General features: G+C 55.3%; 21 protein-coding genes and 1 tRNA gene. 15 read left to right on the top strand and 7 right to left on the bottom strand.

The window, feature by feature from the left end:
- Positions 1-54 precede the first annotated feature (54 nt).
- Complete coding sequence (locus tag FQ192_RS13770; protein ID WP_256672282.1) at positions 55-585, bottom strand: hypothetical protein; 531 nt, start codon at positions 583-585, stop codon at positions 55-57.
- A 251-nt stretch (positions 586-836) separates the two neighbouring features.
- On the opposite strand from FQ192_RS13770, the gene FQ192_RS13765 reads away from it, so the two are divergent.
- Positions 837-2261, top strand: a complete 1425-nt coding sequence (locus FQ192_RS13765) for an L-lactate permease (protein WP_149659095.1) — start codon at positions 837-839, stop codon at positions 2259-2261.
- A gap of 30 nt (positions 2262-2291) precedes the next feature.
- Positions 2292-3746 carry a PLP-dependent aminotransferase family protein gene (locus tag FQ192_RS13760; RefSeq protein WP_149659094.1) on the top strand — a complete coding sequence of 485 codons (1455 nt, stop codon included), beginning with the start codon at positions 2292-2294 and terminating at the stop codon, positions 3744-3746.
- Here FQ192_RS13760 and FQ192_RS13755 read toward each other — a convergent pair.
- Positions 3743-4192: a carboxypeptidase regulatory-like domain-containing protein gene (locus FQ192_RS13755; protein WP_149659093.1), complete on the bottom strand. Its 450-nt coding sequence runs from the start codon at positions 4190-4192 to the stop codon at positions 3743-3745. The two genes, FQ192_RS13760 and FQ192_RS13755, sit on opposite strands and share 4 nt — an antisense overlap.
- A gap of 261 nt (positions 4193-4453) precedes the next feature.
- Here FQ192_RS13755 and FQ192_RS13750 point away from each other — a divergent pair, with 261 nt between their 5' ends.
- The 4 genes from FQ192_RS13750 (at position 4454) to FQ192_RS13735 (ending at position 7471) form a co-directional block, all read left to right on the top strand.
- The gene (locus tag FQ192_RS13750) at positions 4454-5512 is read left to right on the top strand and encodes a YhcG family protein (protein WP_149659092.1); all 1059 of its coding nucleotides are present in this window, start codon (positions 4454-4456) and stop codon (positions 5510-5512) included.
- Between the two features lie 66 nt (positions 5513-5578).
- Positions 5579-6541: an alpha/beta fold hydrolase gene (locus FQ192_RS13745; RefSeq protein WP_149659091.1), complete on the top strand. Its 963-nt coding sequence runs from the start codon at positions 5579-5581 to the stop codon at positions 6539-6541.
- A 37-nt stretch (positions 6542-6578) separates the two neighbouring features.
- Positions 6579-6995 carry a hypothetical protein gene (locus FQ192_RS13740; protein ID WP_133837810.1) on the top strand — a complete coding sequence of 139 codons (417 nt, stop codon included), beginning with the start codon at positions 6579-6581 and terminating at the stop codon, positions 6993-6995.
- Positions 6996-7000: 5 nt separating this feature from the next.
- Positions 7001-7471, top strand: a complete 471-nt coding sequence (locus tag FQ192_RS13735; RefSeq protein WP_149659090.1) for a hypothetical protein — start codon at positions 7001-7003, stop codon at positions 7469-7471.
- Between the two features lie 80 nt (positions 7472-7551).
- Here FQ192_RS13735 and FQ192_RS13730 read toward each other — a convergent pair whose 3' ends face one another.
- Complete coding sequence (locus tag FQ192_RS13730) at positions 7552-7878, bottom strand: hypothetical protein (RefSeq protein WP_149659089.1); 327 nt, start codon at positions 7876-7878, stop codon at positions 7552-7554.
- 375 nt (positions 7879-8253) lie between these two features.
- Positions 8254-9645 (bottom strand): GABA permease, encoded by a 1392-nt coding sequence (gene gabP / locus FQ192_RS13725; RefSeq protein ID WP_149659088.1) that lies wholly within the window; start codon positions 9643-9645, stop codon positions 8254-8256.
- A 551-nt stretch (positions 9646-10196) separates the two neighbouring features.
- Here gabP and FQ192_RS13720 point away from each other — a divergent pair.
- The 9 genes from FQ192_RS13720 (at position 10197) to FQ192_RS13675 (ending at position 19092) form a co-directional block, all read left to right on the top strand.
- Positions 10197-10970 carry an ABC transporter ATP-binding protein gene (locus FQ192_RS13720; RefSeq protein ID WP_133837806.1) on the top strand — a complete coding sequence of 258 codons (774 nt, stop codon included), beginning with the start codon at positions 10197-10199 and terminating at the stop codon, positions 10968-10970.
- A 13-nt stretch (positions 10971-10983) separates the two neighbouring features.
- Complete coding sequence (locus FQ192_RS13715; RefSeq protein ID WP_149659087.1) at positions 10984-11730, top strand: ABC transporter substrate-binding protein; 747 nt, start codon at positions 10984-10986, stop codon at positions 11728-11730.
- Positions 11731-11807: 77 nt separating this feature from the next.
- A complete protein-coding gene (locus tag FQ192_RS13710) occupies positions 11808-12503 on the top strand; it encodes an ABC transporter permease (protein WP_149659086.1) in 696 nt (231 codons plus the stop codon).
- The gene (locus tag FQ192_RS13705; RefSeq protein WP_149659085.1) at positions 12500-13189 is read left to right on the top strand and encodes an ABC transporter permease; all 690 of its coding nucleotides are present in this window, start codon (positions 12500-12502) and stop codon (positions 13187-13189) included. The genes FQ192_RS13710 and FQ192_RS13705 overlap by 4 nt, the downstream gene beginning before the upstream one ends.
- A complete protein-coding gene (locus FQ192_RS13700) occupies positions 13170-14402 on the top strand; it encodes a methyltransferase (RefSeq protein WP_149659084.1) in 1233 nt (410 codons plus the stop codon). Before FQ192_RS13705 ends, FQ192_RS13700 begins: the two co-directional genes overlap by 20 nt.
- A 332-nt stretch (positions 14403-14734) precedes the next feature.
- Positions 14735-15571 carry an FkbM family methyltransferase gene (locus FQ192_RS13695; RefSeq protein ID WP_149659083.1) on the top strand — a complete coding sequence of 279 codons (837 nt, stop codon included), beginning with the start codon at positions 14735-14737 and terminating at the stop codon, positions 15569-15571.
- Positions 15572-15649: 78 nt separating this feature from the next.
- Positions 15650-15725: transfer RNA gene (locus FQ192_RS13690), tRNA-Thr, on the top strand.
- A gap of 162 nt (positions 15726-15887) precedes the next feature.
- Positions 15888-17210 (top strand): integrase arm-type DNA-binding domain-containing protein, encoded by a 1323-nt coding sequence (locus FQ192_RS13685; protein WP_149659082.1) that lies wholly within the window; start codon positions 15888-15890, stop codon positions 17208-17210.
- Positions 17211-18111: 901 nt separating this feature from the next.
- Entirely contained in the window at positions 18112-19092 is a 981-nt protein-coding gene (locus tag FQ192_RS13675; protein WP_149659081.1) for an integrase domain-containing protein, read from the top strand.
- Positions 19093-19487: 395 nt separating this feature from the next.
- Here the strand turns inward: FQ192_RS13675 and FQ192_RS13665 are convergent, their stop codons facing one another.
- From FQ192_RS13665 to FQ192_RS13655, 3 genes are read right to left on the bottom strand one after another with little or no spacing between them, the layout of a single operon-like run.
- On the bottom strand, positions 19488-21830 hold the full coding sequence (locus FQ192_RS13665) for an AAA family ATPase (protein WP_149659079.1): 2343 nt from the start codon (positions 21828-21830) through the stop codon (positions 19488-19490).
- A complete protein-coding gene (locus FQ192_RS13660) occupies positions 21814-22509 on the bottom strand; it encodes an ABC-three component system middle component 1 (RefSeq protein WP_149659078.1) in 696 nt (231 codons plus the stop codon). Before FQ192_RS13660 ends, FQ192_RS13665 begins: the two co-directional genes overlap by 17 nt.
- Positions 22506-23786: an ABC-three component system protein gene (locus FQ192_RS13655; protein WP_149659077.1), complete on the bottom strand. Its 1281-nt coding sequence runs from the start codon at positions 23784-23786 to the stop codon at positions 22506-22508. Before FQ192_RS13655 ends, FQ192_RS13660 begins: the two co-directional genes overlap by 4 nt.
- Positions 23787-23824: the final 38 nt, after the last annotated feature.

Below are 23824 nucleotides of genomic sequence, written 5' to 3'. Positions count from 1 at the left end.
TCCTTTTTTAAATCATATGGCGTCGCGACAATCCAACCAGCACTCGAGGCCGCCTTAGTCCGCATCTGAATCCATCAGCGACTCGAGCGCCGCGTCGGCCTCTTTACGCTGGGCGGGCGTTGGCGCGGCTGCGAACTGGCTGCGCTGTTTGTCGAGGGTCAGGTAGGCGTTGTCACCATTGCCCCAGATGTACGAATAGACCAACAGGAAACTGTCGGAATTGGCTTCGCAGTAAGGGGCAACACTGCGCAGCGGCGCCAGCAACTGGATCATCTCGCCGTAGTTCTCGCTGAATTGCGGCAAGGCATACTGCCAACTCCCTGTGGCCGGGTCATACCGAGACAGCCCGCCCCAGGCTTGCAGCAGCTCCTCCAGGCTCTGCGCCCCAGAATCACGCAGCGATTCGGCATCGACCTTGCCCGAGCCGGACATGTCCACCCCGTCGAACCACTGTTGCCAGTCGCTGTACGCGTGCGCCGAACCCGGGGCCGCCGCCATTGCCTTGGCGTACTGCGCCGGGGCCATGGTGCAACGCAGGTACACCGAGGACGGCTCGCTCGCCCACGCTTGTCCGGTTGCGCTCAATAGCGCCGCCACCGCCGGTCCCATCCATGAGTGCCGCTTTATCATTGTCGTCCCTGATCAATCGCTAAAGGACGTGATCATACCTGCGCGAACAGCGCGGGATTTCAGCTGTACTGAAAAAAACACAAAACCTGTGTCTCTCCCCTCGCCGGAAAAATCGCCAACCTCTCCAAGCCTCGGCGAGTCACTGATTGCCCCCATCAATGCAAGCGCCCCACTGCGGACAGACTCACGGTTAAGGAAAACAGCGTATGGCTCCACTCTTGCTGCAAATGTCGCCCATCGGCCTGGTAATCGCCCTGATCCTCATCATGCGCAGGCCTCCGGTACAAGCCGCGCTGGCGGGTGTCGCGCTGGTGTTTGTGTTGTGGGTCTCGGGGGCTGCGGGCCCTCTTTCGGTGGCGATCACGACGGCCATCTTTCAGGACACTGCGATACTGTTACTGAGTACCGCCTGCGTGATTGTGCCGGGCCTGGCCTTTGTCATATTCGTCGAGCGCGGTGGCGCGCCACAGGCCATTGGCGACTGGGTCAAGGAGCTCGGCTGGACACCCCCCGCGCAAGTCCTCTTCATTGTGCTGGGCCTGGCCCCGCTGCTCGAATCGATGACAGGCTTCGGCGTGTCCCTGATCGCCACCGTGCCGCTGTTGATGGGCCTGTTCACGCGCCAGTCGGGTATGAAAATCGCCCTCGCCGGCATGGTCATCATGCCGTGGGGGACCTTGGGGCTTGCCACCGTGATTGGCGCGTTGCTGGCTGATTTACCGCCTGAAACACTCGGTAGTCACTCGGCACTGATCAGCGCGCCCGTCTTCCTCTGCCTCGCCGCCATCGCCTTGTGGCAAGCGGGAGTACGCACCGTCGCGCCGTGGCTTGGGCTCATGATGGTGACGGCGCTGTTCGTGGCGGTGCTCTATGGCGTCAATCGGTGGATAGGCCCGGAAGTGTCAGGCGTGCTGGCGGGCCTTGCCGTTGCGGGCGTGGGCCTGGGGATTTCGTTCTTTCAGCGTAAAAAGCGGGTGCGCTGGCCGAGCGCGGCATGGCCTTACCTGGCGTTGCTGGGCGTCATCGTCGCGTCGCGCGGGTTATTTGTGCTCACCGGTTGGGACGCACTCTGGATCGTCAAAGGCGAGCATGTGTCGTGGAAACCGCTGGCATCCCCCGGGCTGGCGCTGCTGATCGTCACCCTGCTGATGTCGATAAAGGACGGCGCGGCGACGGGCTTCCCCTGGCGCCCCCTGTTCAACCGAGCCAGGTTCCCGGTCAGCACGATTTTCCTGTTTCTGCTGTTGTCCCAGGTCATGGTCAACGCCGGGTTTCTGCTGGAGGCGCAACACACACTGCAATCGCTGTCCGGTGTCTCACTGGCTCCGACCATCGCGGTGCTGGCGGGTATTGCCGGCTATGTCACGGGATCCAACGTGGGCGGCAACACCCTCGTCATGCCGTCTATCGCCGCCCTGGCAACGGGGCACGGGCCCTGGCTTGCCGCGATGGTCAACAGTGCGGCCGGGCATGGCGCGCTGGGATCGTTGTCCATTCTTTCTCTGATCACCGGGCTGGCAGGCGCCAATCGGCAGGAGGAGCACACGCTGATCCGATTCGCCTTTGGCCTTGTTTGCCTCAATATCGCCATCGTTGCTGCGGCCGGGGTCGTTTTACTTTATTTTCTTTGACGTCATTCCCGAATTCGCCCACGAGAACTTATGGATAGGTTTGATCGAGCCGACAAACACTGGCGGATAGTCAATGACTGGGTGATTCGCCAGATCGAAAGTGGTGAATGGGCGGCGGAATCAAAACTGCCCTCGATCCGGACCCTGGCCCGGCTGTTTGAAACCAGCATCACCACCGTTCAGCGCGCGCTGTCTGATCTGCAAGCCAATGCCTATGTCTTTACCGTTCCGCGTGTCGGTTATTTCGTCTCGGCATCAGCGCAGGCGAAACCTGCGAGCGGTTTTGATTTCTCCAGTGTCACGGTCAACGTCAATCATGCCGTCGTCACAATGCTCTCCCAGGCAGCCTCGCGCGCCACGGCATCGTTGAGTTCCGCCGTCTTGCACAGCGATCTCACCCCTCACGTGCTGTTGAACAAGTGCCTGGGCGCCGTGGCGACCAAAGCCGACAACGCGTTGACCGGGCTGGTGGCCCCTCCCGGCCTGCCGGCGCTGAGACGGCGAATTGCCGGACTCATGCTGGCACGCGGTGTCGTCTGCGGACCGGACGATATCCTCGTGACGTCAGGCGATACGATCGCCTTGGAACTGGCCCTCGAAGCCATCGCGCCCAGGGGCTCGACCGTCGCCATCGAAACCCCCACTTACTACGGAATACTCCAGACCATTGAACGCCTGGGCATGCGCGCCCTGCCTATTCGGACGCACGGCAAACTGGGCATCGATGTCGATCATCTCGAAGAAGCCTTGAAACAGAAAAAGGTTGCGGTGATCTTTCTCAATCCAACCCTGCAAAACCCACGCGGCTTCATCATGCCCGATGAAACCCGCGCACGACTTTCACGGGTGGCACGCGCGGCGGATGTGCCGATTATCGAAGACGATATTTTTTTCGATCTGGTGCCTGAAGGTGAGCGCACACGCGCCATCAAGAGCTACGACACCAGCGGCCAGACGATTTACTGCTCTTCATTCTCCAAGACGGTTGCCCCGGGTTATCGCGTGGGCTGGTGTGTCGCCGGCAAGTACCGCGATGCGATTCTTGCGCACATGTTTTCCCGCAACCTGGCTGTCTCAAGCCTTGCGCAACATGTACTCAGTGAGTTCATCGGCCGTGGGTACATGGAAGAGCACTGCGCCAGGCTCAGGGCGCAACTGTCCTCGCTCTCCCGTTTTTTTGAAGCACGGGTTCGGTCGGATTTTCCCGTGGGTACGCTCTACGTTCCTCCACAAGGCGGTTTCATCCACTGGATCGAACTGCCGGAGCACACGGACATGTCGGCGCTGGAACGTCTGGCGAGCGAACGAGGTTGCCATGTGGCCGGCAGCGGGATCTTTTTCGCCGACGGGCATCCCACCACCGGACTCAGAATATGCCTGGGGACAACGCTGTCGCCGCCAGTCATGCAGAGCTTGAGCGTCATTGCCGAATGCGCGCACCTGGCGGCGGGCAACTCGCCGGTGCGGCAGAAAATGCACCTCTAGCTGTCACCATTCCAGTGGAAAACCAGATTGCGCGCCGTGCCGTCCCCGACATCCGTCACGTCACGCCGCACCTCGCCATTGCGTGTCGCAACCACGGTGTACTTGCCGGCGGGCAACTGGACATAAACCAGAGGGCCAGCCTGATTAAGCGTCAGCACGGTTTGCCCCTGGGCTTTTTGAATGACCACATCCACGTCGGGGATGTATTCATTCAGCGACCCCACGGAAAACGTCATGTGCAGGTTGTAACCCTTGGCCTGCTGGATGGCCTTTGCCTCATCCTCGCCAATACCACCGGACAGGTAGCTGATCCCGTTTTGCAATTGCGGCTGGACTTGCACGCCCGAACTGTCGACCGGGTCGAGGCTGGCGGCATAGGACAGGGTTGGGAACATCAACACGCCTAGAGCGGCGAGTAGCACTACGAGGGAATGAACGTATTTCATGATGGCGACTCCCGGGTTCCACGGAACCCAATCGTTACCTCTTTTAGATTTCTGGCGGGATGCTCGAGTTTTAGATTGATTGGCACTTGGAATCACTGCGAATGGGACTACAGGGTGTATTCCGAATTCCTGGGTGTCGTCGGCATGATCCTGCAAAACGAATCCGGCATTTCCTTCCGATCTATCGGCAACGCCCGGCATCGCTGACCCGTCCGTCATTGGCATCCTTTTCCGCCTGTTCATCCAGCGGCGGAAAACTTCATGAGCAACCTCAAACCCGACAACACTCAAGAACCACAACTCGCCTCACTGCTTGGCGACCTTGGGGAGCTGATCCGGCAGGCACGCCAGAAAGTGTTGAGAGCGGTCGATACCGCTCAGGTGCAAACCTGCTGGCAGATTGGGCGACATATTGTTGAGTTCGAGCAGCAGGGGGCCCGGCGGGCGGAATATGGCAAGCAGTTGCTTTTGACGCTTGCGCAGAGTTTGACAGCGGAGTTCGGCAAGGGGTTTGACGAGACCAATTTGCGAAAAATGCGACTGTTTTATCAGGCGTTTCCAATTCGAGACGCACTGCGGCTCGAATTGAGCTGGACCCATTACCGCCGACTGCTGCGCGTCGACAATGACAAGGCACGCACGTGGTACATGGACGAAGCCGCCAACCAGAACTGGTCAAGTCGCGCCCTGGAACGGCAGATCAATACCTTGTACTACGAGCGCCTGTTGATGAGTCGGGACAAGGCGCCCGTCATGACGGAAGCCGCGACCAACATCCATGCGATGGCCGAGAGCCCCCGGGAATTCATCCGGGATCCCGTGATGCTGGAGTTTCTTGGCCTGCCCAATGCAGGGCTCGTCCAGGAAACCGAACTCGAACAAGCCCTCATCGAGCAACTCCAGGGCTTCCTGCTGGAACTGGGCAATGGTTTCGCCTTTGTCGCCCGCCAGCAACGCATCAGCACCGAAGGCCGAGACTTCTACATCGATCTGGTGTTCTACAACTACCTGCTCAAATGCTTTGTCATCTTCGATCTCAAGCGCGGTGAACTGACCCATCAGGACGTCGGGCAAATGGACATGTATGTGCGCATGTACGACGACCTCAAGCGCAACGCTGAAGACGGACCGACCGTCGGCATCATTCTGTGCGCGCAAAAAAACGAGTCGGTGGTGCGCTACTCGGTGTTGCAGGGCAACGAACAACTGTTTGCCAGTAAGTACAAACTGGTGCTGCCGAGCGAGGATGAACTGCGAGCGGAGTTGGATCGGGAACGAGCGGCGCTTGAGGAGCGGTTGCTCAACCAGCAAACATGTTAGCTGACGGATTGTTCACAGGCTGCGTGAAGACTATCGTTGGCAGCTACCCGCAAAGGTTCGAAGTCGATGAATTTGCAGGACATGTCCTCACTGGCACCAACAGAGTTGGCGCCATCTGCTCCCGGTGCCCCCATCAAGGAACCCGCCCCCGACGGCTTCCTCCTCGGCGGCTTCACCTGGCGCCACGCCCATGCAGACAGCACGCGCCCGGTCGTGATCATCAACGCCGCCACCTCCGTCCGTTGCCGCCATTACTCGCGTTTCGCCGATTACCTGTTTGCCAATGGCTTCGACGTCATCACCTACGATTACCGCGGCATCGGTGAATCACGGCCGGCATCGTTGAAAGGCCTCGACGCCACGTGGTCCGACTGGGGCGCGCTGGATTTTGAAGCGATGCTCAAGCGTGCTCAGCGTGAATTCCCCGGGCAACCCATCGACGTGGTTGGCCACAGTTTCGGCGGCTGTGCGGCGGGCCTTGGGGCTTCCGGGCACTTGATCCGGCATCTGGTGACCGTCGGCGCGCAGTTCGCCTACTGGCGTGACTATGCGCCCGCTCATCGTTGGCGGATGTTCGGCAAGTGGCACTTGGTGATGCCGTTGGTGACGATGATCTGCGGCTACTTCCCCGGCAAACGCCTCGGCTGGCTGGAAGACACGCCCGCCGGCGTCGTGCGCGACTGGAGCACGCCCACCTCGCGCTACGAGACGCGCCCCAGCGGCCGTGTGATCCACGCAAAGCACGGACGGTTACCGTTCGCCAATGTCACGGCGAAAACCCTGGCGATCAGCATCAGCGACGATCCTTACGGCACCGTCCCGGCGATCGAGCGCCTGCTCGACTACCTCACCGACGGCACGACCACCCATCTGCGAATCGAGCCGAAAGACATCGGCGAAGAAGAAGTCGGACATTTCGCCTTTTTTCGTAGCCCATACCAAGCCACACTATGGCCCATTGCATTGTCCTGGCTGCAAAACGGCGAACTGGCCCCCGATACCCCCGGGCGGCGAGTGCCACGCGGCTGAGTGACCTGCCCTCTCAACGAAATACGGAACGACGCCCATGGCCTCCGCCGACAAGCAGCAAAAACGCGCCACCCGTGCCAAAGCCAAGGCCAAGCAGAACCGCACCCAACGGGCCGCCGCCCCCGTCGAGCTGGACCCGAACGATGATCGCATCGACTTCGAATCGGTGGACCTGACCGAACTGTTCAAAGAAATGATCGACGCGCAAAAGATCAGCCAACAAGCGATGTGCGCGGCGTTTCTTGAACACCCGCTGCTCGCACTGGTGCTGGAGCAGGAAGGCGAAGAAACAGCGACAGACTTCATCCTCGCGGCACTGATCGAGTATCGCCAGTGGTCCGCCGAAGTGGACGAAGCCGCCGCCCTGGCGTGGATCGAATCCCCAGCCTTCCAGGCTGACTACGTGGCGGCGTCCGACGCCATCGCGGCCCAAACACAACCGAAAGCGAACTGAAATAAATGGCATCCCTGAACAAGCAACAGAAACGCGCCAAACGCGCCAAGATCAAAGCCAAGCAAATCAACATCCACGGCCGTAAACCCGCCGCGCTGGACGAAGATCTGGATGATGACCTGGGCGAAATCGGCGAGCCGATTCCGGAATACACCCTGGCAATGTTCAGCAAAATGCGCGACGCCGAAGCCATCGGCCGCAACGACATGCTGCTGGCCCTGCTGTCGGACCTCGCCGGGATCATCAGCGACCATCCAGAACTGCTGGACATGGAAAACGCCGACAACGAAGCCATGGCCGCCACTCACCTGGCTGCCGACATGCTGATCGATTACCGCATGTGGGCCGACGGCATGGACCGCGACACCGCCCAGGCCTGGCTGACCGATCCGCAGTTCATCACTGATTTCGGCAAGGCACTGGACAGCTATCGCCAGACGCTGGACGACGCCGAGGCCAAGGACGAGTCCGTCTGATCAACTGAACTACGGACAAACAAAACGGGCGCAATCATCGCTGATTGCGCCCGTTTTTTTTGCCCGCCGAAGATCAAATCTTAGGCAGCGACACCTTCCAGACGCGGGATTTCAATGCCGATCTTGGAGCTGGCGTAGCTCAGGTCACCTTTGGCGATGGATTGGGCTTTGAAGCCGGCACCGATCAGGTCCTGCACGTACAGCTTGTTGTAGATGAACATGAACACCAGATTGCTCAGGCTGAAGGTAAAGCAGGCCACTACGAACATGATCGCGGCCCACTTGATGTCGCCACGGAACAATGCCGGAAAAAAGCCAAAGAAAAACACGGTCCACGAAAAGCCGATTGGCGCTTCTTTCATGGCACCGGTTTGAGGGTTTTTGAACACAACCGATGTAAACGCCATGCCTATCTCCTTGATGCCCCGATGATTGGCTGAATGGCGGGGCTAGCTCCATGCAGCTCTGATTCTGATCTGCCGTGTTAATCGGCAGGCACACGCAAATGCATCTGTGACGCGCGTCAGATGAGGGAGCAGGCATGAAAGGGTCGGGGGCTTTAGCCAGGAAGGCTAGGGGCGTCGAACAATCCGTGTCCTGAATCTCCATTGCATCTCGCAATAGCGAGATACACATTCGGTGCGAAGGCTACTATCTCGCCACCACTGTGTCCATCAGATCGCCACCCAATCAAGCGCCTGAATGAAAACAAAAACGACCGCGATCATGTCTGATGGCGGTCGTTTCCGTATTTCAACAGCGCTTGGCTTGAGTCAGAACACTCAGCGCGCGACTGCTGCGATCAGCTTTTCATTGCGACGACGGTGAGCCACAAACAACCCGACCGCGACCACCATCAAACTCAGGAACCCGGTCGCGAGGATTTCCACGCGGTGGGCTTCCTGGAACAGCATGATGGTCAGGGCCGCGACGATGAAGACGATCACCGCGTAGGTCAGGCCCGGGAACAGCCACATGCTGAAGGCGATTTTTTCGCCGCGAGCCATGCGCTGTTTGCGCATACGCAATTGCGAAATGGCGATCACCAGGTACACCAGCAGCGCGATGGCACCGGAAGTGGCCAACAGGAATTCGAACACAGCGGCCGGGGCCACGTAGTTGGCGAATACCGCAACGAACGCAGCACCGGTGGACAGAATCACGGCCCAGTAGGGCGTGCCGCTTTTGTTGGTGCGTTGGGAAACGGCCGGTGCATCACCGCGTTTGCCCAGGGAGAACATCATGCGCGAGGCGGTGTACAGCGCCGAGTTCAGGCAGCTGGTCACGGCAACCAATACGACGATGTCGACGATCAGCTTGGCGTTCGGGATGCCCATGCGTTCAAGCACGGTCTGGTAGGAACCGACGGCGGCCAGTACTGGATCGTTCCACGGCACCAGGGCCACAACGATGAAGATCGAAACGAGGTAGAACAAGCCGATCCGCCAGATCACCGAGTTGGTGGCCTTGGAAATTTGCTGGCCCGGGTTCTTCGATTCGGCGGCGGCGATGGTGACGATCTCGGTGCCCATGAAGGAGAACATGGTGGTCAGGATCGCGCCCAGTACAGCGCCCATGCCGTTTGGCAGGAAGCCTTGGGTGTCGAACAGGTGCGAAACGCCGCTGACCTGGCTGTTCGGCAGGAAGCCGAAGATCGCCAGAATGCCGAGGCCGATGAAGCCGATGATCGCGATGACTTTGACCAGGGCGAACCAGAATTCGAACTCACCGTAGTTCTTCACGCTGAACAGGTTGGTGACCGTCAGCAATAACGTGATCACGAGGGTGAAGGCCCAGATCGCCACGTTCGGGAACCAGGCATGCAGGATGGTCGCGGCGGCGTTGGCCTCCAGCGGAATCACCAACACCCAGAACCACCAGTACAGCCAGCCGATGGTGAAACCGGCCCAGTGACCGATCGCGCGATCGGCGTATGTCGAGAAGGAGCCGGTGTCCGGCGAGGCCACGGCCATTTCGCCGAGCATGCGCATGACCAGGACCACCAGCGCACCAGCGGCAGCGTAAGCCAACAGCACGGCCGGGCCGGCCGCTGCGATAGCGTGGCCCGAGCCAACAAACAGGCCGGCGCCGATAACCCCGGCGATCGACAACATGGTCACATGACGCGGTTTGAGCCCCTGTTCGAGGCCATTGGAGCTTTGGGTGCTGCTCATTGAAACTACCTTTGCAAGGAAAGCGATTCAGTCCACCGCGTCTGGCATTTCTTTCTCGTAAAAAGAATCCAACGGGGCGTTCCTTATTCTGCACGCAATAATTGCGCCAAAATGTTACAGACTCCCCAGAACCGCGGCTCTCCGCTTGACCGGTCAGTCATCGCAAGTCATTGAGATTAATGGCAATTCGCCAGAGCGTTACCCAGCGACCCACATTAGGAACGAATCAGCGCACCAGAAACACACTGAAAAAATGTGGGACGCACAATAAAAGTGCAGATCAGGAACGTTTGGCCGGTTAGCGCTTCCAACACCCCGTCAAAGCTGGCAACATCGCGCCCTTTTTTACGCAACACCCGCGGGCCGACTGGTTCAAACGGCTGTTCGGTTGATAGCAGCGCGACACACGGCTGTACCGATGCGACAACCTGCCACACACCATCCGTTTACCGCCCGCAGCGCTGTTGGCTGCCATTCGAACGCTATGCTAGCTTGGCCGCCTCGCCAGGAAGGCCGCCAACAGCAGGAGCGAAACACTATGAGGAACGCACATGGCTGAGGCCACGCCCGCGCTTGAAATCCGCAACTTGCACAAACGCTACGGAAAGCTTGAGGTGCTCAAAGGCATCTCGCTGACCGCCCGCGACGGCGATGTGATCTCGATCCTGGGTTCCTCCGGTTCCGGCAAGTCCACGTTCCTGCGTTGCATCAACCTGCTGGAAAACCCGCACCAGGGCCAGATCCTGGTGGCCGGCGAAGAACTCAAGCTCAAGGCCGCGAAAAACGGCGAACTGGTTGCCGCCGATGGCAAACAGATCAATCGCCTGCGCAGCGAGATCGGTTTTGTGTTTCAAAACTTTAATCTGTGGCCGCACATGAGCGTGCTCGACAACATCATCGAAGCCCCGCGCCGGGTGCTCGGCCAGAGTAAAGCCGAAGCCATCGAAGTCGCGGAAGCCTTGCTGGCCAAGGTCGGCATCGCCGACAAGCGCCACGCCTACCCGGCGCAATTGTCCGGTGGCCAGCAGCAACGGGCGGCGATTGCCCGCACGCTGGCGATGCAGCCCAAGGTGATCCTGTTCGACGAGCCGACCTCAGCCCTTGACCCGGAAATGGTCCAGGAAGTACTTAATGTCATCCGCGCCCTGGCCGAAGAAGGCCGCACTATGTTGCTCGTGACCCACGAAATGGGCTTTGCCCGTCAGGTCTCCAGCGAAGTGGTGTTCCTCCACCAGGGCCTGGTAGAAGAACAAGGATCGCCACAGCAGGTGTTCGACAACCCGCTTTCGGCACGCTGCAAACAATTCATGTCCAGCAACCGCTAACGGAGCTACCCGCATGCAGAACTTCAAAAAGATCTTCCTGGCAGCCGCCGTCACCCTGGCCTTCAGCGCCGGTGCCATGGCCGAGACCTTGAAGATGGGCATCGAAGCGGCCTACCCGCCGTTCAACAATAAAGATGCCAGCGGCAATGTCGTCGGCTTCGACAAAGAAATCGGCGACGCCCTGTGCGCCAAGATGAAAGTCGACTGCACCGTCGTCACGTCCGACTGGGACGGCATCATCCCGGCCCTGAACGCCAAGAAGTTCGACTTCCTGATCTCCTCGATGTCGATCACCGACGAGCGCAAGCAAGCGGTGGACTTCACCGACCCGTACTACTCCAACAAGCTGCAATTCATCGCCAAGAAAGACGTCGATTTCAAAACCGACAAGGCTTCCCTGCAAGGCAAAGTGATCGGCGCGCAACGTGCGACCCTCGCCGGCACCTGGATGGAAGACAACATGCCAGGCGTTGACGTCAAACTCTACGACACCCAGGAAAACGCCTACCTCGACCTGACTTCCGGTCGTCTGGACGGCATCCTGGCGGACAAGTACGTCAACTACGAGTGGCTGAAAAGCGAAGCCGGTCGTTCTTATGAATTCAAGGGCGACCCGGTGGAAGAAAGCGACAAGATCGGTATCGCTGTACGTAAAGGCGACACCCTGCGCGCGAAGCTGAACCTGGCCTTGAAAGAAATCGTCGAAGACGGCACCTACAAGAAGATCAACGACAAGTACTTCCCGTTCAGCATCTATTGATTCTGACCTGCCTGGCCGGCGCCGTTCGCTGACGGCGCCAGTCCTTGGCATTGCCTGCCGCGATTGAAAAGAAACCCATGATTATCGACCTCTACGGATTCGGCCCGGCGCTCGCCGCTGGTGCGCTGATGACTGTGAAACTGGCACTCTCGGCGCTGTGCCTGGGGCTGGTGCTCGGTCTGCTCGGCGCCTTGGCCAAGACATCCCCGCACAAGCCGCTGCAATGGCTGGGCGGCACTTATTCGACGCTGGTTCGCGGCATCCCGGAATTGCTCTGGGTGCTGTTGATCTACTTCGGCACCGTCAATCTGATGCGTGCCTTGGGCGAGTTTTTCGGCAATCCCGACCTCGCCCTCAATGCCTTCGCCGCTGGTGTAATTGCGCTGGGCCTGTGCTTCGGCGCCTACGCCACGGAAGTGTTTCGCGGCGCCATCCTGGCGATCCCAAAGGGTCATCGTGAAGCCGGCGTGGCCTTGGGCATGTCGAAATTCCGCATCTTCACCCGATTGATCATGCCGCAGATGTGGCGCATCGCCCTACCAGGCCTGGGCAACCTGTTCATGATCCTGATGAAAGACACTGCGCTGGTGTCGGTGATCGGCCTGGAAGAAATCATGCGTCATGCGCAAATCGGCGTGACCGTGTCCAAGCAGCCGTTCACCTTCTTTATGGTCGCTGCCTTTATGTACCTGGGCCTGACCATTCTGGCCATGACCGGCATGTACTTCCTGGAACGACGCGCCGCTCGCGGCTTCGCGAGGAGCACCCAATGAACTGGGAAGTCATCATCAAGTGGCTGCCGAAACTGGCCCAAGGCGCGACGCTGACCCTGGAACTGGTGGCCATCGCCGTGATCGCCGGATTGCTGCTGGCAATCCCGCTGGGCATCGCACGCTCGTCGCGGCGCTGGTACGTGCGGTCATTGCCCTACGCGTACATCTTCTTTTTCCGTGGCACGCCGTTGCTGGTGCAACTGTTCCTCGTCTACTACGGCCTGGCGCAGTTTGATGCGGTGCGTAACAGCTCGATGTGGCCGTACCTGCGCGATCCGTTCTGGTGCGCCACGGCGACCATGACCTTGCACACGGCGGCCTATATCGCCGAGATCCTGCGCGGCGCGATCCAGGCGATTCCGCCGGGCGAAATCGAAGCAGCGCGGGCGCTGGGCATGTCCAAGCCCAAGGCGCTGTTCTACATCATCCTGCCCCGTGCCGCGCGCATCGGCCTGCCGGCCTACAGCAACGAAGTGATCCTGATGCTCAAAGCCAGCGCCCTGGCCAGCACCGTGACCCTGCTGGAGCTGACCGGCATGGCCCGCACCATCATTGCCCGGACCTACCTGCCGGTGGAGATCTTCTTCGCCGCCGGCATGTTCTATCTGGTGATGGCTTACGTGCTGGTGCGCGGCTTCAAGCTGCTGGAGCGCTGGTTGCGCGTCGATGCCTGCCAGGGGCGTTGACTCTTCCTGCGTGCTGACGGGCGAGGCCCTACTCGCCCGTTTCACGGCGCTGGACGCTTTTCTGATTGAGCATCAGGCGCTGTGGAAGCCACGACCGTTTACTCATCTGCAACTGCCTTGGGAAACGTCCTACCCTTCGTTGTCTTCCTGGCTACGCGGCCGGTCGCTCGAAGAGGCGGAAAACAGTCATAACCAACCTCATTTACTCGATGCGCCGGAGCCGTTTGCTGCATTGGCGGCGTCGTCCCTTGAGCTGAGTTCGGTGGGTGAATTGCCGGGGCATGCGCTGGAGGCGGCCGGGCATCGGTTGAATGTCGATGTGCCAGGGCGCAAGTGGCAGCAGATTGAGGCGTTTGCCAGTCGCTTATCGTTCACCGCGCCAGCGAGGCATTGGCTGGATTGGTGTTCGGGCAAGGGGCACTTGGGGCGACGCCTGTTGCAAACCGGGCAGCAGCTGACCTGCCTGGAATACGATCCTTCTTTGGTGTTGAGCGGCCAAACACTCAGCCAGCGTCATCAGTTGCATGCGCTGCATATTGAGCAAGATGTACTCGCGGTTGGCGCTGCTTCCTTTTTGAAGGCTGAGCACACGCCGGTAGCGCTGCACGCTTGTGGTGATCTGCATGTGCGGTTGATCCGGCTCGCCAGTGCGGCCGGATGTAAACAATTGGCCATTGCACCGTGCTGCTATAACCGGATCAGTCTTTCGACGTATGAGGCGCTTTCCTCAGCGGGTAGGCGATCCGACCTACAACTATCCCTCGAAGACCTCGCACTACCAATGAGCGAAACCGTTACCGCCGGTGCACGGGTCCGACGTCAACGGGACACCTCCATGGCCCAGCGCCTGGGTTTCGACCTGCTGCAACGGCAACTGCGTGGCATCGACGAATACCTGCCAACGCCGTCCCTGCCCAGCGCCTGGCTGGATAAATCCTTCGCCGACTACTGCCATCATTTGGCCGCGTTGAAGGAGTTATCCACAGTCGGTGTTGTTGATTGGGCAGCACTCGAAGCCGCCGGGTGGCAGCGATTGGCCGAAGTGCGCAACCTGGAGCTGCTGCGGGGCCTTTTCCGACGCCCGCTGGAGCTATGGCTGGTGCTTGATCGAGCACTTTTCCTATCCGCTCAGGGTTATGCCGTTCGCCTCGGCACCTTCTGCGAAACCTCCCTCACACCGCGCAATTTCCTGCTCCTGGCCGAACGCCCTTAATCAGTCGCAGCCTGTGGATAACTCTGTTGATGAAATTCTCGTGGATCCAATAAATGCGCTGTTTCGCGACTGAAACACAACTGTTCATTTTTCGTACACATAAATAAAAAACCCTAAAAACAGGGATTTGCGAACAAATGAGAACGAGTCCACAAAAGCGCTGTTGATCGAGCTAATCAGCGGTCCCGTTGTGCATAAGCATTCAACCGAAAGGACATAAACGCCGAATTCCGGACCTCACCAGCGGAAAATTGCGCCCGGCATCCGCCCTTGTTATACAAGACGCCAAGGACGCCGAAAGCGCGGCCACGAACCACCGACAGGAAGCCGCAGTGACCTTCATTTCCTATGCCCAGAATTTCGAAGACATCCGCCTGTGGCGCGCCCTCAAACAGTTCGAAAACGGCTTCTACATCGACATAGGCGCCAACGACCCCACCCACGACTCCGTGACCAAAGCTTTCCACGATCGCGGCTGGACCGGCATCAACGTCGAGCCGATGCAGCACTACTACGACGCCCTGTGCCAACAACGCCCCACCGACACCAACCTTCAATGCGTAGCCAGCGACAGCACCGAAGACCTCATCCTCTACGGCATCCCCGGCACCGGCCTCTCCACCGTCGACCCGGTCACCGCCCAGCAACGCACCGCCCTTGGCATGGACATCCACCGCCAAACCGTCAAAGCCCGCACCCTCACCTCCATCTGCGAGCAATACGCCCAGAATCGCCCGATCCACTTCCTGAAAATCGACGTCGAAGGCCACGAAGAAACCGTCCTGCGCGGCATGGACTTCGCAAAATGGCGCCCCTGGATCATCCTCATCGAAACCCCATGGGCCCGCGACCACACCTGGGAACGCCTCGTCACCGACGCCGGCTACCAGGCCATCCTGTTCGACGGCATCAACACTTGGTTCCTGGCCAACGAACACATCGACCTCAAACCGGCGTTCGAGATTCCGCCGTGCAATCTGGACAACTTCCAACTGTGTCAGGGGCATGCCCTGGCCCACCCGGTCAGCGCCGCCTATCCGGACGTTGAAAAACAACTCGCCACCGCCCTGCAACGCGCCGAATCCGCCGAAGCCCAGCTGCGCGCCATGCAGAATAGCCGGGGTTGGCGCACCCTTCAGAAACTCAGGAAAGCCCTGGTTCGAGGCTAACCTGAAGGCCGCGTAAAAATAGTCTGAATTCAGGGGTTTACAGAACCAACGCAATCGCTATAATCGTCGCCCTAACACGCCGGTATAGCTCAGTTGGTAGAGCAACTGACTTGTAATCAGTAGGTCCCGGGTTCGACTCCTGGTGCCGGCACCATACAAGGTTCCATAGAAGGCTTTCAAAATCTCTGGAACCCCCGAAAAACCCGCCTTCTGGCGGGTTTTTTCGTTTTGGCGTTCCGTCGGATTCCGGTAGGTGCCAGCCGTTTTAAGGGTAGTGTTTGGGGTAGCGTCCAGTTCGATAAAAGGGAGTACCCTTATGTCGCGTACAACCGCCCCTCTCTCCGACTCTGCTTGCCGCTCGGCAAAGCCCGCAGACCGCGCCTACAAGCTTTTCGACGGCGACGGCCTCTATCTCCTTGTGCAACCCAATGGCCGTAAAGGCTGGCGCCTCAGGTACGTGAAGCCTGATGGCCGGGAAGGACTGACCGCGTTCGGCAATTACCCCGTCGTCGGTCTTGCTGATGCACGCCGCAAGCGGCTTGAGATTAAACAGATGCTCGCGAATGGCATCGACCCCATTGCGACCAAGCACCAAACCAAGACCGAAGCCATCATCAAAGGTCGCACCTTTGAAAGCGTCGCAGTGGACTGGCATACGGAAATGTCCGCCAAGTGGGCACCAGGCCACTCCAAGACTGTTATGAGCCGCCTCAAGACTCACGTCTTCCCGTTGATCGGGGCACGCGCGATCGTCGACCTGGATACCCACGACCTCATGCAGCCGCTGGAGGCGATCAAGAAGCGAGGCACAATCGACGTCGCCTTAAGGGTACAAAACTACCTACAGAGCATCATGCGCGAGGCAAAACGGCTTCGGCTAATCACCGTGAATCCTGCCTACGACCTAGAAGGCTCGATCAAAGCACCGCGGGTTACCCACCGCCCCGCTTTACCCTTGTCGCGCCTGCCTGAATTGCAGGAACACATTGATAGCTACAAGGGCCGCGCGCTCACTCGCCTGACGGTCATGCTGTCGTTGCACGTGTTTGTGCGCTCCAGCGAACTGCGCTTTGCCCGCTGGAGCGAGTTCGACCTAAAACGCGGCGTATGGGAAATCCCGGACACTCGGCCAGCCCTTGAGGGAGTACTCTTTTCCACAAGGGGTACAAAGATGGCAGGCGACATCCATCTTGTACCCTTATCGCCCCAAGCGGTGGCCCTGCTCGAGCAGATCCACGCGATCACAGGAAAATTCGACCTGGTATTCGCAGGTGATGCCAAATCCTGGAAGCCGATGTCCGAGAACACCGTAAACAGTGCACTGCGGAAAATGGGCTACGACACCAAAACTGACATCTGCGGTCATGGCTTTCGCTCCATGGCCTGTAGCGCCTTGGTGGAGTCTGGGCTTTGGTCAGAGACCGCCATCGAACGACAAATGAGCCACAAGGAACGAAACAACGTTCGGGCGGCGTATATCCACAAAGCTGAGTTCATTGAAGAACGAAGGATGATCATGAGCTGGTGGAGCCGTTACCTCGAAGCGAACCAGCAGGAGCATGTCACGCCGCACGAATTCGCGAACCAGACCGGTGCGAACATCACACGCCTCAAGGCAAAGCGTGGCGCTACCGAGTAAGCGCTCGTCCTCCAGATCTCGGCGATCCGCTTGTCCAAGCGGGTCCATCCAAACAGGGCTGCAAAGCCGCCCTGTTTGGATGGACCTCACTTTACAAAGCTAAAAGTCTCCGCTCAGTCTGTGGAAAACCACTGATTTCCACCGGTGGATAATTTCATCCACAGCCGCAAAACACCCATAAAATCGAGCCTTGACCGAAACTATCCACAGGCGTAGAAAAGATCGTGCAAGCGCTGTCGTTGACAGCAACCCAGGTAGCCCGAACCTTGAAGGCTACGCCACGAATGTGGTGGTTCTTCCCAAGTGCGACTAGCATCCGGCGGCTCGCACGGTCACTCGAAGAGTGATGGATGCCTCTTCTACTATATGCACATTGCGGCAATCCCCTACCCCACTGCCCTGCAGCAACCTATCTGCTTGGCCAATTCTTGCGCCAACCTGCGCCCGTCTCTTTCTGCCGGAAAGAGACGGGCGCTCCTACCGCTGCTGCAGCCCATATCGCACGTGGCTTTGCGGCAACTCCCCTCATGACAATCGGCGTGACAAACACCGAAGTCACCTGCAACAGCGATACAGATGATGGTGCCGCAGACCACGGATTGGACTGCACCTGACCGACAGTCAGGCATGCCCCGGTCATCGTATTGCTGCCTTCACCCAACTCAGGATCTCGCGGCGTTGGACTCGTCAGCCAATGCGGCCTCCACCCGCCCACTTCCTCGGAAGTGCTCAGGAGGCCAGATCATGAGATGCCCAAGCTCCCGGTCGTAAGGAGCCGCAAGTCCCGCGTTAGTGGACAACCCCCACAGGTCGCAGGGGCCTTGATCCCTGATAACACTCAACATTCTTGGCGGGATGACGTGGGGATGGTTTCAAGAGTTGGCTCGAGAGGAGTTTGATCATGGCACTGGTTGGCAGACGGGCTGGGCGAAATTTTGGCTATGGCCGGCAATTGAGTTATGCCGGGCCCCAGGCGTTGCGGGACATGTTTGTCGGCGGGCATTACGGCACGGTCAAGGCGCACAGTGATCGCTGGCAGGCGTTTGTACGCTGGCGTCGATCGGAGAAAGGGCCAGGGCTTAACGATGCGCGGCGGATAGATCGCCAGATCTTGCTGGACTACGCCGGATACCTACGCCAGCAAGTTGAACATGATGAGCTTGCCATCGCGACTGCGCAAAACCGATTGTCCAGCGTCAACCGAACCATGGCAGCGCTTCGTGGTGATCAGTATGTAAGGGTGGCGAGTCCGAGCAAGGCGCTTGGGATGCAGCGCACCAGCGTCCGCACCATGTCACCGCAAGGCCAGGACCGCGATCACGTAAAACGTATCGCCGACGTCCTCTCCGAACATCTGCAGCCGCGCGCCGCGGCCATCGCTAAGTTGGCGCGAGCAGCCGGCATGCGCTTGCGAGAGGCCATTTTGGCTGATATTCCTCGACTGCAAAGGGAAGCCGAACGATACGGCAAGATCAACATTCAAGATGGCACCAAAGGTGGCCGCTCGGGTGCGTCGGCGCCTCGTTGGATCTGGGTGGATAATCATATTCGTGAAGCGCTCACGTACGCAGAGCAGGTCTCTCCCGTCGGAAGTGGCAACTTACTTGCACCGAACGAAAGCTACCTAGACCTTCAACAGCGAATCATCCGACCTGCAAGGGACATCCTTCACGCGCACAACCTCAAGGGATTCCACGAATTGCGTGCGGCCTACGCATGCGAACGGTATGAGCAGATCACAAACCGACTTGCGCCAGTCAAAGGAGGTATTTGCTACCAGCTCGACCCACACCTAGATCAGGAGGCACGCGTACAAATCAGCTATGAGCTGGGGCACGGCCGTATCGACGTAGTTTCGGCTTACATCGGTGGCCGAGCATGAGCAAGACATTCGATATGGAGGTATTCCTCGCGGGAGTCATTAGCGGATCGCAAACGACACATCAGCGCCACCTACACCAAGCGAAAGCCATCCAAGCAGCTATAGCTGTGCGCTGGCACCGAGACAATCCATGGACTTGGCAGCGAAAGCATCTCGTCTGGTTTTTAAATCAGCACGTGAGCCAGCGCGCAGAACCAACGCGCTATTACTATATATTGACCGTAAAGTTACTCACTCTTCGATTAGGAAAGTCTTGGCAGTTCTAAATCATCAGCAAAGCCAATCATCCGCATTAAATATCTCACCATCAACACACAATAACTTTGAAGCCACTGAGACCATACAAGATGGTCTCTTTAACAATAGAATCAGGCACACATAGAAAATCAGAGCCCTTAATTAACCGCAAAAACTTGTTTAAAATCTAAACCCTCAGCATCCAAATTATACTTTTTGAATTTATATTGCATATAAGCCGACATTTCATCTTCGTGCGTGGAAAGAATTATTTGCCTATCGGAAAACTCGGTCCTTAACAAATCAACAAATCCAGCAACATTTATATCGTCTAGTGTTTGGACAGGATCATCAATTAACAAAATAGCGTTCCTTGCGTACCTTTTATTTAAAGCCAGCGTAAATGAAAGCACCAACGAAGAAAGCTGCCCCGAGCTCATAGAAAATATTACATCATGCAGCTTTTTAGGGTTTTCTCGAAATGATAGATTTTTACCATCGGTTTCAATAAAAATTCCAAGCCCACTTTGAAAATTCTGCAAAAGCCGCCCAGAATATATATGAAATAGAACTTCAATGCCTTTAGCAATTGACGCTACATAAGAGTTCAAATTCTCATTATAAATATCCTTGAGTTTACCTAGAGCCTTATCCAGATAAATAGCTTTCTTGTAAATATCCTCGGCTGCACTATAGGTTTTTTCCTTGTCCTTGATATCGCTATAGATACTTCCAGTATAGGCAGCTTTCACATAGGAAATTTTTCTATCAATCGAATCCAACTCAAGACCTAAAGCCGCTTTATCATCCTCCAAAAATACTTGCTCAAAAATTTCTTGGAAGTCCTCATCAATAGCATCATGGTCGACAAAGCGATACAAACCACTAACAGCCTCACCAAGCCTATTGACGTCCAAAGGCTCTTGCAAATCAAAGCTTGCACAGTAAAAAGGTCTTACATCAATACCATAAGATAAGTATGCACGTACAAGCTTACGCAAATACGAAACCTGCTCCTCGCGAAGCTCTGTGATTTTTTTCTTATAATCTATAGAGTCTTTCTGAACAGCAGCGTGTTCGCCTATAGCTTTGCGAATAGGACCTAAAACTTTCCTTTCAAACAGTTCTATATTTCGTTTCAGCGCTTCTCCATTAACATCAACAAGGGTCTCTAGAACTAATCTTTGGGATTCCATGTGACGCAGCAACTCGTCGTACGACTTCCAATCATAGCCACATGCAGGACAATGGGCATCATCATGTTTTACATGCTCAGAGGAGTACTTGACAACAAATAGATCTCGACTAGCCTTCAACTCATTATAGGCAAGCTCGACGGAGTTTGAGTTCTCCACAACCAATTTTATTTCAGCAACAGCCTGTGAAAAATCATTGTAGCTCAACTCAAAACCAAAACCATCAAACACATCAGCGTCAAACTTCAAATCTTCTTTTAACGATAAGGGAAGCCCGCTTTCAAATTTACTTAAAAAGTCCACACCGAAATCATAAAAAGCGACATCATTTATATATACTGCGATTGAATCCAGACGACCACCAAACCTTAGTAAACTCTCAAGCGCTTCCTGCTTTGGCTTCAAGACCTTATCAATCTTAGAGTTATATTTGGAGTTAATAAAATTATCTACTCCTTCTATAAATTTTCTAAGCCTATTCAATGCCCCTTCATCACCTAACCAGGTAGCTATAATTGAAGACTTGACTGCGATATCTTCATGATCCCATGGCTGATGAGTAACAGAGATTAATTTTTGATAAGCTTCGCCTACATTTTCATCCCCGACATTAACAGATCGATGCAACTGCTCAATCTCTGCTTTTCGCGAAAGCAAGTCTTCCTTTTTCGCAGTTGTCTTTAGGCTAGCGATTAATTCCTTCGCACTATCAATTTTTTTAATTTTTTCTCTGTAATCCCCCACATCAAACAAGTGGTCAATTTTCTGCTGCTTAGTCGACGCTTTGCTCTTTAAAATAGCCGTATTGTCTTCTTGCTCAATGTAATGAAAAAGTTTGAAATCTCGTAAATAACCAACCCCAAGCATTGTTTCTAAGAAAGGCCCTTCATCCTGAACTAACCGCCCCTCCCCATCTAAGCTAGTCAACTCATAAAGCTTAAACAGCTTTAATCCAAGCCCCTTCCCTTTATCCAGTTTATCCTTACTCGCGCTTCTTTTTAAATAGAACAGCCCATGACTGGTTTCAATTTCGGCCACAATTGAAATTTCAGCCCCTGCAACCGCTTGGTCATGGACTATTGGGCTTCCTAAGGCTATCGAACGCTTATCAACTACGGAGCTTTCCAAGTTGTTGTAGCGGCCAATATCGCCAGTCAGAAGAAACTCTACAGCATCAAAAAAAGAGGTCTTCCCAAATCCATTAGGCCCATCCAAGATAGCCAAGTTACAACTACCAATCTCAAATTGATGAGCCACAAATGCTTTGAAGTTTTTCAGAACAAGCTTCTTAATATTTAACTTCATGGCCGGCCTCAGCTATTTTATCAACCAAATCTTTCAATAGAGACTCGGCGCTATTAAATCCATCAACATTCAAACCAAGCACACTGGACTCAATAAACGATAAGAGCTCCGGCTGTTTTGTGCTCCTAATTTTTTCACGATGTCGAACGTAAAGCCCTTCTATATCAGCCGCCTCACCTTCTCCGATATCTATAAATCCAAGCTTGATGACCACCCTATAAATTAATTCCTCCCAGCTTTCAGTGCCCAAAGAATTTTTATAACTGGAAAAAACATCAGGATTGTTCACCGAATTTAAAACCAAATCTGCAACATTACCCTCTCCGAGTCTTTCATTAAGGCTAACTATCTCGGCATCTGTATGGTAGAGCACATGTTTTTTGAAAAAAAATAGATCTTCTTCCGTGGCATGAACCTCAGAAATAATTTTATCGGTGATTTTTTCGACAGGCCAAATACAAATGAGGTTCGTATTTTTTTCGATCGCAGGATTTCGGTATATCTCTCGGCATTTAGTTAGCCAGGAATGCTGTTTCTCAATTACAGTTCGCGGCGAGGACTCTACAACCAGCCAGTAGGCCTCCTTATTAATATCTTCAGGTACGAATAGGCTAAATTCTTCAGACACCGTCTCTGAATAATTATGCCTAGAGAACAATTCAGATAAGAGCTGCTTCATTTCTTAATCCCGTTTGGCAAATTAGCAATAGACACCAACGCTACATCTTTGAACTTGTTAAATTTAGTATGATCATGAAGTGCCCCACCTCGGGGACCAACATTCGCGACCGAAAATATAGAATCAGCATCTATATCAGTAGTTATCAATGTTCCACTTTCATAGAGAAATTCGACATCATGCTTTAGGGCATTATCGACAATTTTTTTACAAATAGCACCGGCACTCTTCTTCCCTTGGTGAATTGCCGTTGGATAATAGCTACACCCAGAAAACTCCCAGAAAAAACCTGCGCCCCGCGTCCCATCATTGAAATCCGGCTCAATTAGATCATCGAAAACTCTAAACAATCCATACTGGAGATCATCAGAGTTTACAGACTCATCCTTGTACTCCGCCAAGGAGTTAAACCGACCTTTTTTACTAGGTAGAATTGAGCGCATAAACACTTTAAGTTTTTCAACATCAAACTTATTAATCCTAGCAACGCACCTTCCCAACTTATCTAAATCCTCACCCGCCAAGTCGTTCTCATCGCAAAAATCGGAATAGTAACTACCAATATCTTTAAGTATTACCGAAAAGAAATAACTCTCACAAAGTATGGCGGAAGTTAACTCAGAAGATAGAATATCGAAAAAATCCAAGAAGCTAATTTTTTCTCTATTTGCAATCTGTCGTTGGACTGCCCCTTTGGCAAGTTGGATTTCAGCGTGCATCGAGATTATCTTACTTACAATAATATCCTCTAGAAGATTTCTAGACCATTGCAAATAGTCAGATACAGCTTTATGCTTTGAGCCCGGTTCATACTTACTATAAAACTCGCATATAAGCTTTTCCAGTAGCGAGTCAACTTCTGATAGCGCACAGTAATTTTCTGTTTGTGCAATTTTTTTGTAACTATAAAAAATTGCAGGCGAGTAAGCACTACTGAAATCAGCAGGGAGGATAAGATCCTTGGAAACATGGAATAAGACCTTGCACCCAGGATATGCCTTTGACTTTTCGACTTGTTCGCTTATCGCCCCAGAATAAGCGGAAAAATCATCGCTTTTATATGCTTTAACTTGATGTATGGACTGACATACACCATCTAATAAAATGGCAAAATCATCGATACTATCAAGCTGCAATGCGAATTTTCTACTATCAGCCGCATTTTTCAACATCAAACTAAGGCAGTGATACAGCGCAATTTTTCCTTGATATATATATCCACCCCAAGTCGCAACCGCTGTATGGGGCAAGCTTGCTTCAACACTATTTTTCGCCATAGTTCTAAACCTTCAACTGCAGATTAAAATATCTGCGA

Origin of the sequence: Pseudomonas sp. ANT_J12, from assembly GCF_008370045.1 — a bacterium.
Classification (GTDB): Bacteria; Pseudomonadota; Gammaproteobacteria; order Pseudomonadales; family Pseudomonadaceae; genus Aquipseudomonas.
Note: the sequence above shows the minus strand (reverse complement) of the source record. Positions and strands in the feature narration are given on the sequence as shown.

Coding starts and splice junctions, on each gene's coding strand:
- FQ192_RS13665 (WP_149659079.1), bottom strand. CDS start 21,830: ATGAAGTTAAATATTAAGAAGCTTGTTCTGAAAAACTTCAAAGCATTT.
- FQ192_RS13730 (WP_149659089.1), bottom strand. CDS start 7,878: ATGGCGTTTACATCGGTTGTGTTCAAAAACCCTCAAACCGGTGCCATG.
- FQ192_RS13735 (WP_149659090.1), top strand. CDS start 7,001: ATGGCATCCCTGAACAAGCAACAGAAACGCGCCAAACGCGCCAAGATC.
- FQ192_RS13755 (WP_149659093.1), bottom strand. CDS start 4,192: ATGAAATACGTTCATTCCCTCGTAGTGCTACTCGCCGCTCTAGGCGTG.
- FQ192_RS13715 (WP_149659087.1), top strand. CDS start 10,984: ATGCAGAACTTCAAAAAGATCTTCCTGGCAGCCGCCGTCACCCTGGCC.
- gabP (WP_149659088.1), bottom strand. CDS start 9,645: ATGAGCAGCACCCAAAGCTCCAATGGCCTCGAACAGGGGCTCAAACCG.
- FQ192_RS13675 (WP_149659081.1), top strand. CDS start 18,112: ATGGCACTGGTTGGCAGACGGGCTGGGCGAAATTTTGGCTATGGCCGG.
- FQ192_RS13685 (WP_149659082.1), top strand. CDS start 15,888: ATGTCGCGTACAACCGCCCCTCTCTCCGACTCTGCTTGCCGCTCGGCA.
- FQ192_RS13660 (WP_149659078.1), bottom strand. CDS start 22,509: ATGAAGCAGCTCTTATCTGAATTGTTCTCTAGGCATAATTATTCAGAG.
- FQ192_RS13655 (WP_149659077.1), bottom strand. CDS start 23,786: ATGGCGAAAAATAGTGTTGAAGCAAGCTTGCCCCATACAGCGGTTGCG.
- FQ192_RS13705 (WP_149659085.1), top strand. CDS start 12,500: ATGAACTGGGAAGTCATCATCAAGTGGCTGCCGAAACTGGCCCAAGGC.
- FQ192_RS13740 (WP_133837810.1), top strand. CDS start 6,579: ATGGCCTCCGCCGACAAGCAGCAAAAACGCGCCACCCGTGCCAAAGCC.
- FQ192_RS13745 (WP_149659091.1), top strand. CDS start 5,579: ATGAATTTGCAGGACATGTCCTCACTGGCACCAACAGAGTTGGCGCCA.
- FQ192_RS13700 (WP_149659084.1), top strand. CDS start 13,170: ATGCCTGCCAGGGGCGTTGACTCTTCCTGCGTGCTGACGGGCGAGGCC.
- FQ192_RS13710 (WP_149659086.1), top strand. CDS start 11,808: ATGATTATCGACCTCTACGGATTCGGCCCGGCGCTCGCCGCTGGTGCG.
- FQ192_RS13750 (WP_149659092.1), top strand. CDS start 4,454: ATGAGCAACCTCAAACCCGACAACACTCAAGAACCACAACTCGCCTCA.
- FQ192_RS13720 (WP_133837806.1), top strand. CDS start 10,197: ATGGCTGAGGCCACGCCCGCGCTTGAAATCCGCAACTTGCACAAACGC.
- FQ192_RS13760 (WP_149659094.1), top strand. CDS start 2,292: ATGGATAGGTTTGATCGAGCCGACAAACACTGGCGGATAGTCAATGAC.
- FQ192_RS13765 (WP_149659095.1), top strand. CDS start 837: ATGGCTCCACTCTTGCTGCAAATGTCGCCCATCGGCCTGGTAATCGCC.